Annotated in this window: 11 protein-coding genes; 5 read left to right on the forward strand and 6 right to left on the reverse strand. The window is 44.9% G+C overall.

Translation table 11 applies throughout. The annotated features are described in order from the left end of the window. The first annotated feature begins 2 nt into the window (after positions 1–2). From AAC033_RS10315 to AAC033_RS10335, 5 genes are all read left to right on the forward strand, one after another. On the forward strand, positions 3–665 hold the full coding sequence (locus AAC033_RS10315) for a TorF family putative porin (RefSeq protein WP_339737743.1): 663 nt from the start codon (positions 3–5) through the stop codon (positions 663–665). Positions 666–682: 17 nt separating this feature from the next. Further along, positions 683–1,039: a P-II family nitrogen regulator gene (locus AAC033_RS10320; RefSeq protein WP_339737745.1), complete on the forward strand. Its 357-nt coding sequence runs from the start codon at positions 683–685 to the stop codon at positions 1,037–1,039. Positions 1,040–1,060: 21 nt separating this feature from the next. Then, positions 1,061–2,293 (forward strand): ammonium transporter, encoded by a 1,233-nt coding sequence (locus tag AAC033_RS10325; RefSeq protein WP_339737747.1) that lies wholly within the window; start codon positions 1,061–1,063, stop codon positions 2,291–2,293. 342 nt (positions 2,294–2,635) lie between these two features. Next, complete coding sequence (locus AAC033_RS10330; RefSeq protein WP_339737749.1) at positions 2,636–3,085, forward strand: GNAT family N-acetyltransferase; 450 nt, start codon at positions 2,636–2,638, stop codon at positions 3,083–3,085. A gap of 53 nt (positions 3,086–3,138) precedes the next feature. After that, positions 3,139–3,486, forward strand: a complete 348-nt coding sequence (locus AAC033_RS10335) for a DUF3024 domain-containing protein (RefSeq protein WP_339737751.1) — start codon at positions 3,139–3,141, stop codon at positions 3,484–3,486. Between the two features lie 22 nt (positions 3,487–3,508). Here AAC033_RS10335 and uvrB read toward each other — a convergent pair whose 3' ends face one another. The 6 genes from uvrB to AAC033_RS10365 form a co-directional block, all read right to left on the reverse strand. Then, positions 3,509–5,527: an excinuclease ABC subunit UvrB gene (uvrB, locus tag AAC033_RS10340; protein WP_339737753.1), complete on the reverse strand. Its 2,019-nt coding sequence runs from the start codon at positions 5,525–5,527 to the stop codon at positions 3,509–3,511. Between the two features lie 215 nt (positions 5,528–5,742). Further along, positions 5,743–6,741: an endonuclease/exonuclease/phosphatase family protein gene (locus AAC033_RS10345; protein WP_339737755.1), complete on the reverse strand. Its 999-nt coding sequence runs from the start codon at positions 6,739–6,741 to the stop codon at positions 5,743–5,745. A 10-nt stretch (positions 6,742–6,751) separates the two neighbouring features. After that, a complete protein-coding gene (locus AAC033_RS10350) occupies positions 6,752–7,360 on the reverse strand; it encodes a beta-phosphoglucomutase family hydrolase (RefSeq protein WP_339737757.1) in 609 nt (202 codons plus the stop codon). Positions 7,361–7,520: 160 nt separating this feature from the next. Then, entirely contained in the window at positions 7,521–8,441 is a 921-nt protein-coding gene (locus AAC033_RS10355) for a DUF2279 domain-containing protein (RefSeq protein ID WP_339737759.1), read from the reverse strand. A gap of 46 nt (positions 8,442–8,487) precedes the next feature. After that, positions 8,488–9,285 (reverse strand): 2-oxo acid dehydrogenase subunit E2, encoded by a 798-nt coding sequence (locus AAC033_RS10360; RefSeq protein ID WP_339737761.1) that lies wholly within the window; start codon positions 9,283–9,285, stop codon positions 8,488–8,490. A gap of 17 nt (positions 9,286–9,302) precedes the next feature. Continuing rightward, the coding region (locus AAC033_RS10365; protein WP_339737763.1) for an alpha/beta hydrolase at positions 9,303–10,193 on the reverse strand (891 nt) is incomplete at its 5' end.

A 10,193-nucleotide genomic window follows, 5' to 3' on the forward strand; every position in this document is an offset into this window, starting at 1 on the left:
TCATGAAAAGAAAGACACTTTCAATTTTAGTTTTGGTACTGGCAAGTATGTTTGCTTTAAATGTTCAAGCCCAGGAAGAGAGTTCCTGGAGTACGGGTGTTGATTTGTACAGCACCTATGTTTTTCGCGGAATTGCATTTAGTGGGCCGTCTTTACAGCCATATGTAGATTATACGTCGGGTGGTTTTTCTATCGGGGCATGGGGATCACAAGGCTACGATGGATTCCAGGAAATGGATCTATACTTATCCTACGGATTTGATTTTGGGTTGAGCGTTGGATTAACCGATTATTATTATCCGGGTACCGAGTTTTTTGATACAAGTACGGAAACCGGAGCACATGCCTTTGAGGTGAATTTGGGATTTGAAACTGGCGCGCTTAGTCTGGCCGGAAATTACATTTTAAATGAGGCAGGTGGGGCTGCATCTGCTGGCGGGGATGTGTATTTTGAAGCTGGTGTTGCGGTTGGAAACGTCGACCTATTTCTAGGGGCTGGAGATGGATGGCACACTTCGGACGGCGAATTCAATGTATGTAATGTTGGAATTGGAACTTCCAAGGAAATCAAAATCACCGATTCATTTTCAATCCCAGTTTCCGGAGCAGCGATCTTAAACCCAGACACGGAACAATTTTATATTGTTGTAGGCATATCATTATAAAAAAAAAAGATTTCGAGATGAAAAAGATTGAAGCAATTATTAGAAAGACCAAGTTTGAAGAGGTCACTGAGGCCCTTCATGAAGCTGGCATTGAATTCTTCTCTTTCTGGGATGTGCGCGGTGTCGGGCAAACAAGACAAGAACGCGCATACCGCGGTGTCGTGTACGATACCAGTACGATTGAACGGACGATTCTTTCCATTATTGTTCGCGATAAGAATGTGGAAAAGACTGTTTTGGCGATTATGAAAGCGGGTAGAACCGGTGAAATAGGGGACGGTAAAGTATTCATTTCAAATATTGAAGAGTCGTATCGCATAAGAACAGGGGAGTATGGTGATGAGTCCTTATTCATCAAAGGAAAAGAAGATTAATAACCATAAAATAGAATTATCATGGAAGAAACGTTACAAGGCCTACAAATAGGCATAGACAACATGTGGTTATTGATTGCAGGATTTATGGTGATGTTCATGCAGCCAGGTTTTGCAATGGTAGAGGCTGGGTTTACCCGCTCGAAGAATACTGCAAACATTTTGATGAAGAACTTGATGGACTTTTCCATAGGTTCGCTCTTGTACTGGATCATTGGCTTTACGTTAATGTATGGTGAGTCGATTGGGGGAATAATTGGAACGCCTGATTTCTTCTTCATGAGTGAAGGATTTGGCGACAATTATTCGGATTACGCTGATCTGTTCTTCCAGACCGTCTTTGCGGCTACAGCGGCAACAATCGTGTCGGGTGCGATGGCTGAACGGACGGAGTTTAAAGCTTATCTGATTTTTAGTGTCGTTATTACGGTCTTCATTTACCCGATTTCAGGACACTGGACCTGGGGTGGTGGCTGGCTGAGCGAATTGGGGTTCCACGATTTTGCCGGTTCGTCTATTGTTCACTCGGTAGGTGCCTGGCTTGGATTAGCCGGAGCGGCGATTATTGGCCCGCGGATTGGCAAGTATGGTAAAGACGGAAAAGCGAAAGCGATCCCGGGTCACAATCTGGCATTGGGAGCCTTGGGTGTTTTTATCCTGTGGTTCGGCTGGTTTGGTTTTAACCCCGGCTCGCAGTTGGCCGCTGCAGGAACCGACAACGCTGTAGCCCTGGGGCATATTGCGGTAACCACCAACCTGGCAGCTGCTGCCGGCGCCGTTGTTGCCATGTTTGTATCTTGGGTTCGTTACAAACGCCCGGCCCTGTCTATTTCACTGAACGGTGCTTTAGCTGGATTGGTGGCCATTACTGCGGGTTGTGATGCTGTTGACCCGGTTGGCGCGGTTTTGATTGGATCCATTGCAGGATTTGTGTTGCCATTCGCTGTTGAGTTTATTGACAAAATATTGAAGGTGGATGATCCTGTTGGAGCCATTTCGGTACACGGTGTTAGCGGTGCGCTGGGGACCTTGGCCGTTGGATTATTTTCAACTTCAGAAGGATTATTCTATGGTCATGGAGCTGGCTTGCTCGGTATTCAGGCCATCGGAGTATTGGCCTTCTTTGCCTGGGCCTTTGGGTGTGGATTGATTTTATTCTATATCTTGAAGAAAGCCAAAGTGCTTCGGGTTTCCAAGCGAATTGAAGAAGAAGGTCTTGATGTTTATGAACATGGAGAAAGTGCCTACAATTAATAATTTCTTCAGCCTTTAAGTCTGTAGCTTTCTCAAGGGCCTGCCTTTCCGGCAGGTCCTTTTTTACGCGTCGATAAATTTCCTTTTTTTATGATTGTCGTCTGGCATGCCTATTTTTTCTACCATGGCTGTCAATTATTATCTTTTATAGTCGTTTTATTGTCATTGATCGTTTCAAAACAACCTAACGGGAATTGAATGAGATGAGGCAATCTTGTGGATATTCATCCACTTTTTATACTTTTATGGGGCTTTAAGCGGGTGTCTGTTCGTCAGAACGAAATCAACTTTTTGCGACAATAGCCGTTGATTTAACTGGAATTCAAAAAAAAAGAGCACCGAATGATTGAAATCAAAACCTTCACCGAAAAAGACAAGCCAAGCCTGGAAGAAAAGAATCAGGTCATCGATTTCTTGTACCAACATCTGGAGCATTTTGGTGATCCCAAAAACGATATTGAAAAGGCAGTCGATTATTCTTTAAAGGAATATCCCTCGTTTGGTGGTTTTGTTTTGGCTGCCTACGAAAACACGGAAGTTGTGGGGGCGGTTGTGGTGAACCAAACGGGTATGAAAGATTATATCCCAGAAAATATACTGGTGTACATTGCCACACACAACGCACTTCGGGGAAAAGGTATTGGCAAGCAGTTGATGCAGGAAGCCATCAACCAGGCCGAAGGAAACATTGCCCTGCATGTGGAGCCCGATAATCCGGCTCGCTATCTTTACGAAAAACTTGGTTTTACATCCAAATACTTGGAAATGCGCTTGATGAAGTCGTCATCGTAGAAACGCTGAAAATCAGGCACGGAATATTCGGATAGAATAGGTAAATAAACCAAATGGCAGATAATCACGGAACAATCAATTTGCTGGCGGTTCAAATTCAAAAATTTGTAGATTCCATGCGACCGCCAGAAGAAATACGGGGGCAGGTGGATGTTGGATTCACTTTTGAAGATAACACGCTGGAACTTTTCGAAATTCGTCCACGATGGAATAAGCCAGATGAGATTATGCATCTCCCTTTTGCTAAGGCCAAGCTTACTAAATCGCGGGGAGTGTGGCGCCTTTTTTGGAAGCGGGGCAGTGGTAAATGGGAAAGTTATGAGCCGGTTCCTGAAGTGAAAGATTTGGCCGGACTCTTTGACGTGATAAAAAAGGATCAATACGGCTGTTTTTTTGGTTGATTGACAAACCGATTTGCTTGGGCTAGCCTTTCTTTTTTAGCACCATTTCCTGGAGGCGATACATTTCGTCGCGTAGTCGTGCCGCTTCAATAAAATCGAGCTCTTTGGCGGCAGTCTGCATTTCTTTTTTTGTTTTGTCAATGGCTTTTTCCAGAGCGTCTACACTCATGAATTGCACTACCGGATCGGCAGCCACATCCGCATGATCAGCGCCCCCGGAATAACCGGCTGGCTTGACGCCTCGGTATTCGTAGCCAATGATTTCGCGGGTTGGTTTCACGATGGCTGTTGGCGTGATGTTGTTTTCTTCGTTGTACCTCAGTTGCTTTTCGCGGCGGTAATTGGTCGAGTCAATGGTTTTTTGCATCGAATTGGTAACCTTGTCGGCATACATGATCACCCGCCCGTTGAGGTTACGTGCTGCACGTCCTGCGGTTTGGGTTAACGAGCGCTCCGAGCGCAGGAAGCCTTCCTTGTCGGCATCAATAATAGCCACCAGCGAAACTTCCGGCAGATCCAGTCCCTCGCGAAGCAGATTAATCCCCACCAACACATCAAAGCCACCATTCCGAAGTTCCTCCAATATTTCAATACGCTCCATTGTATCAATATCCGAATGAATGTAGCGGGTTTTAATGCCCATATTGACCAGGTATTTGCTCAGTTCCTCGGCCATCCGCTTGGTAAGCGTGGTCACCAAAATACGTTCGTTCTTTTCAATCCGGAGATTGATTTCATGCATCAGATCGTCTATTTGGTTGGCCGATGGGCGCACTTCAATCACCGGGTCGAGCAGGCCGGTCGGGCGGATAATCTGCTCCACAATGATGCCTTCGGATTTCTCCAGCTCATAGTCGGCTGGCGTGGCGCTCACATAAAGTGTCTGATGAACGACATCTTCAAATTCCTCAAACTTCAGCGGGCGGTTGTCGATGGCAGCGGGCAGTCGGAAGCCATACTCCACCAAGTTGATTTTACGCGAATGGTCGCCGCCGTACATGGCCCGGATCTGCGGAATGGTCACATGGCTCTCATCCAGAATGGTCAAAAAATCATCGGGAAAATAGTCGAGCAGACAGAAAGGCCGTGTTCCGGCGGCCCGTCCGTCGAAGTAGCGCGAATAGTTTTCAATACCCGGGCAGTATCCCAGTTCCCGCATCATTTCCATGTCGTATTCCACCCGCTCCAAAATGCGCTTCGCTTCGAGCGGTTTTCCAATCTCCTTGAAAAATTCAACGTGCTTCACCAAGTCATCCTGAATTTGATGAATGGCCGATTTCATCCGTTCCTTGGTAGTAACGAAAATATTGGCCGGGTAAATGATGGCCGTTTCCATTTCAACGATGGTGCTTCCTTCAATCGGATCGAAACTGTAGATCTCTTCAATTTCATCACCCCAAAAAACTACGCGGACAGCCTTGTCGTCGTAAGCCAGAAAAATGTCGATGGTATCGCCTTTCACCCGGAAGTTGCCGCGCTGAAAGTCCACTTCGTTGCGCGAATACAAGGCATCAACCAGCCGGTGCAGAAACTGGTTTCGGTTGAGGGTTTCGCCAACGCTGACGCTGGTGATGTTGGCATGAAAATCTTCGGGATTCCCGATGCCATACAGGCATGAAACCGACGACACGACCACCACATCGCGGCGGCCAGAGAGTAGGGCAGAGGTGGTGCTCAGTCGTAATTTCTCAATGTCTTTGTTGATGGATAAATCCTTTTCGATGTAGGTATCGGTTGTTGGCAAATAGGCTTCGGGCTGATAATAATCGTAATACGAAACAAAGTATTCCACTGCGTTCTCCGGGAAAAATTGCTTCATTTCGCTGTAGAGTTGAGCGGCCAGCGTTTTGTTGTGACTCAAAATCAAGGTGGGGCGCTGCACCTCTTCAATGACTTTGGCCATGGTGAATGTTTTCCCGGAACCGGTGACTCCGAGAAGCGTTTGGTTAAGTTCGCCCTTTCGGATGCCTTCGGAGAGTTGCCGAATAGCTTCCGGCTGGTCGCCGGTGGGTTGATATGGTGAAATTACTTTTAGTTTCATGCCATTTAGTTTCGAGTTACGGGTTCAAGCTACAAATTCCAAAACGGCCGAAGTTGGGTGGAACTATGCTTGCTGTCCATTTTAAGTTAGGCCTTGGCGGCTTTACTGGGGAAAATAAATCCAGTATTCAGTTATCCAGCATCAAACAGCGAGTATCCGGCATTCAGCCTCAGTCTTCAGTTATCCAGAATCTAATATCTAACCTCTAGTATCTTCTATCTCCACTCCAGATTCAAATAAACCGGGAAATGGTCGGATACGCCGCCATAATAGTTGAGGCCACCATAAGTGCGGTTGGGCGACATCTGGCCGTCCTTGTTTCGGTATTCCATCCATGCTTCATGATAGACCTGCCCCAGTTGATCCGTGGTCACAAAGCCCTTGCCTCGTAAAACTGTTTCTGAAACAAGGATGTTGTCGATCATATTCCAGTGGCCACGGTAGTTGTAGCTTCCGCGGTTTTGCTCATCCAGCGGAATCATCAGGTTGTACAGTTTAGCTTTCTGGTTTGGCGCCATGGCTTGAACGATTTCCGCCAGGCTTTTGTTGTCCGGCTCGTCGTTCATATCACCCATGATGACGATCTTGGCTTCATTGTTTTCGGCCAGAATTTCATCCACTTTCTTCTTTAATGTTTGAGCGGCAACCAGGCGGTTGGACTCCGATTTTTCGACACCACCCCAGCGAGAAGGCCAGTGGTTGACAAACAGGTGGAATTGATCTTTGCCCAGTTTTCCCGTCACATGCAGGATGTCGCGGGTTTCAAAGCCTGGATCAACCAAAAGGGCCTCATGGGACAAGAGCTTGAATTCCCGTTTGCGAAAAAGTAGAGCAACATCAATGCCGCGTTTGTCGGGGCTATCGACGTGCACGATTTGATAGTTGCCCGAAGTGAGTGGTTCGGTGGCAATTAAATCTTCGAGCACACCACGATTTTCAACTTCACACAAACCAATCACTTCAGGCAGCTCTTCGGAATTGATCCCTCCCAGCACCCGGGCAATATCTTCCAGCTTTTTGTTGTACCGCTGCGTGTTCCACTGCTTCTCGCTGACTGGTAGAAATTCCTCATCAGTAATACCCGGATCATCAATGGTGTCGAACAGGTTTTCAACATTATAAAAAGCAATGGTGGCTTTCTTGTTGAGTAAGTTTGGCCTGAACGAACTAAACAGCATCAGGGTGATTACCAGAAGAATGATGTTTGATTTCATAGGTGTGTTTTTATTCTTGCCCGATGGTTACTTCATAATAATCGGTTACATTGACGGCTTGCATGCCGGCTGCCTCGGCTGCCTGCATACCCAGAATACCATCTTCAAACACCAGGCAGTCTTTCGCCTTTACGCCAATCAATTCGGCACATTTCAAAAAAGTTTCTGGGTGGGGCTTGTGCTGGCTGACATCGTCGGCCGACACCAGTTGGTCGATGTATTGATCTACGCCAACAATTTTCATGGCTTTCAGCGATAAGTCGCGACAGCCGCCGGTTCCGACCGCCATGGGAAGTTTGCCGTGGTACTGGCGAATCACGTCCATCACCGGTTCAACCGGCTGTGCCAGGTGCATGCTCGCCTCGTATTCGGCTTCTTTCGCATCGCCCATTTCCTGGGGATCGATGTTTTTATTGAATAATTCGTTGAGCTTTTCCACGGTTTTGTATAGTGGAATGCCGGCGAGCTGCCCAAATAGCTCAACACTGAAGTCGATGCCATAACGGGCGGCCGCGTTTCTCCAGGCGATGTAATGAATGGGCATGGTGTCGGCAATGGTGCCATCCAAGTCGAAAATTAATCCTCTGATTTCCGGGGCTACTTCCAATTTAGGTGTCATGTTCTCTTACTAAGTTTTCTGATTTTAAACCCACAAAAATAACCAATTTATGGCGGAAGGGTTTAATCTTTTCGTGATTAAAAAATTAATATTTCGAATGGCTTCTGCTTAGTTCGACAATAATTTTTTGGGCTAACACATCGGGTATTAAAATTGCGGGCTAATAATAGATCCAGTGTGCTTTGAATTGACCTTTAGCGTTATATTCCAAAGCAGGAAAAGGTAATTTAATAAATGTCATTCCTTTAAATAGGAACGTTAGGAATTTTGAGTTTGTTTTTATTCCAGGCCAGTCGATATCAAGTGAAAGGAAGTATTGTCGGTAACGCTCTGTCTCAGGTATTGCAACACCATGATAACTGGATACATTTTTGAATTCTCCGTACATGCCATTTGCTCCATATCCAACTGCAATATTCAACCACGAAGGTAGACGCCGCCGAAAAGCAAGCTTGTTTATTGGCATTGAAAACCAATAGGTATGACCGTTGTAATCATTAAATAACCGATCCATCGCTGTATCACCATAGTACCCATTTGAATTCCTTGAGTAAGGAGATTCCCAATAGCTGAATTTATATTTTACCAATTGTTCTTTGAATATCAATTCTTGTCCGAATACAAGCGCTGAACCCATTGTATTTGCTGCAACATCACCCCACGAGAAGCCATAACCTTCGTGTGTGCCATCCATTATTTCAATTGGAAGCTGGAGAACAAATCCCAAAGTTGATCCAAAAAGAAGTGCTTCATTTCTTGTGGCTCCCAGCTTTCGTAAACCGTGGTAACCGATGTAGCTGTATACATAAGATCCAAACATGTGGCCAAATTTGTCAACCTGCAAATACCCCTGATTATCATTATAGAAATGAAACGGCACTTTTTCTTTGTCTTTATACCAGGTGTTATTGAGAATGTAGATGGAAGCTGCGTAATTGATCCCTGTAAAAGCCACTGCCTTGTACAAGGTGCTTTTTTTAATTTTGCTGGAGTCAGCTTTTACTTCCATTTCCTGAGCTGCTAGCGATGCGGGAATGAAGCATATTATTGAAATGAAAATCCAGGCAAGGTGTTTTTCCATTTTTAGTTTAAAATTCTAATAAATCTGTTTCGTTGTTCCTTGTATTTTATAGAAAAGTCCCCTTCTCCATGTTTTTTATTAAGGTATTGATGAATCGAGCCATTTTTGCCCCATCGATTACGTCATGGTCAATAAGAACGGTCATATTCATCATTTCTCTAATTTCAATTTTGTCGTTCAATACAACCGGTTTTTTCACGATTGAACCTATTCCAAAGCAAATCGGGTGTATGGATATCGGGATGAACCATCCATTTATCTGGCCGTACATGCCCAGCGAAGTAATGGCTACATTTCCCATTTTTGAAAACAACAACCTTGGATGCTTGAACAGATATTTCCAGATCGTTTTGCGAATCCACGCCGGAAAATAGTAGTACAATTGCTCTGCTCGAGTCGCTCGTTTCTGAATGACGAGTTGATTTTTTGACGAAACTGCGTGTTTTGAGTCGTTCAGTTGCTTGGTGATGGTTTCAATTTCAAGTGTGCTTGCTTTTTCTATTAAGACTGGAAGCGGGATTTTTTCGCCATTCAATTCCTTTTCAACCAAAAACGAGACATTGATATCATTGAAAACGATGGTTTTCCGTTTTCCATTGCGGAATGCAGCTAATGATTTATTCTCTTGTACGGTTGCGCTAATCACCTTTATCAGCCAGGCATTGTAAGATATTTTGGCAATATCTTTTTTATATTTTTTTAGTTTCTCTCTGCTTGAAGTGACATCAATTTCAAGCAGAGCAACAACATGATTTTTTTTTCTGCCTAAGTCGCAAGTATCGATTGTTGCAATTCTTGATTTCGCAAACTGATATTCTTCAAATGCTGATTTTTCGGCGACCATATTAGTGGTTTAATCGTTTAAAATGAATATTTCGCCATGAAACTGGATATCGCTTTTGCCAGATCAGCTTTGTTTTCCAGGAAGGGCATGTGACCAAGCTCGCTACCCCATAAAATCATTTCCGGGAATTTGATACCAAGATAATGCTCTGGTCCAATGGCCCAGTCGGTTTTGCCATAATAGAACAATACCGGTTTTGACACTTTTTCAGTGGATGATCGATAGTCGACCCAGTATTCATCAAGCGCTAATATTTGCTCACTTTGGTCGGTATTCCAGCTTTCAAATTCACGATAGGTGTCGTTCATTTTCCAGCTGTCTTCTTCGTTGGTAAAGAATATTTTCCACATCTCACCCTTTTCCCCAAGCACGGGCATGACGGCCAGCATCCGTTGGTAAATGGATACGGTTGTGTCACTGCAGATCTCGGGAACAGCATTGCCTATCAATTCCGCCGCTTTGGGCAACCAACTGTTCCCAAAGCTATCATTCAAATCTAAGGAGCAGTTGATGAAGATCATCCCTGAAATGACACTGGGATTATTTTTGACATAGTCCATCTGAAGAATTCCTCCAAATGAATGTCCCAACGTTAGCCATTGCTTAATGCCCAGCGAATTTCTAACCTCTTCGAAATCTTTGACCATGCGCTCCAGAGAGTAATTGTTATCCTTTGGACTCGAAGATCGGCCGACGCCTCTTTGATCCAAATAAATCATTTGAAAATGCTGTTCGAGTGAGTCGCCCATAAATTTCTCCAACCAGTTGCTTCCGGAACCGGGCCCCCCGTGGATATATAAACATGACGGTCCTGTTCCTTTCACCGTTACGTACAGTTGCACACTGTCTGAAGTCATGATGTATTTCTCTTGTGCCTGGACAGAAAAGTTTAACAGGAGAAAACAGAT

Origin of the sequence: uncultured Sunxiuqinia sp. (assembly GCF_963974515.1) — a bacterium.
GTDB lineage: Bacteria > Bacteroidota > Bacteroidia > Bacteroidales > Prolixibacteraceae > Sunxiuqinia.

What these genes read in the sequence shown, in the direction of transcription:
- AAC033_RS10315 (WP_339737743.1), top strand. Translation starts at nt 3, where the DNA reads ATGAAAAGAAAGACACTTTCAATTTTAGTTTTGGTACTGGCAAGTATG.
- AAC033_RS10320 (WP_339737745.1), top strand. Translation starts at nt 683, where the DNA reads ATGAAAAAGATTGAAGCAATTATTAGAAAGACCAAGTTTGAAGAGGTC.
- AAC033_RS10325 (WP_339737747.1), top strand. Translation starts at nt 1,061, where the DNA reads ATGGAAGAAACGTTACAAGGCCTACAAATAGGCATAGACAACATGTGG.
- AAC033_RS10330 (WP_339737749.1), top strand. Translation starts at nt 2,636, where the DNA reads ATGATTGAAATCAAAACCTTCACCGAAAAAGACAAGCCAAGCCTGGAA.
- AAC033_RS10335 (WP_339737751.1), top strand. Translation starts at nt 3,139, where the DNA reads ATGGCAGATAATCACGGAACAATCAATTTGCTGGCGGTTCAAATTCAA.
- uvrB (WP_339737753.1), bottom strand. Translation starts at nt 5,527, where the DNA reads ATGAAACTAAAAGTAATTTCACCATATCAACCCACCGGCGACCAGCCG.
- AAC033_RS10345 (WP_339737755.1), bottom strand. Translation starts at nt 6,741, where the DNA reads ATGAAATCAAACATCATTCTTCTGGTAATCACCCTGATGCTGTTTAGT.
- AAC033_RS10350 (WP_339737757.1), bottom strand. Translation starts at nt 7,360, where the DNA reads ATGACACCTAAATTGGAAGTAGCCCCGGAAATCAGAGGATTAATTTTC.
- AAC033_RS10355 (WP_339737759.1), bottom strand. Translation starts at nt 8,441, where the DNA reads ATGGAAAAACACCTTGCCTGGATTTTCATTTCAATAATATGCTTCATT.
- AAC033_RS10360 (WP_339737761.1), bottom strand. Translation starts at nt 9,285, where the DNA reads ATGGTCGCCGAAAAATCAGCATTTGAAGAATATCAGTTTGCGAAATCA.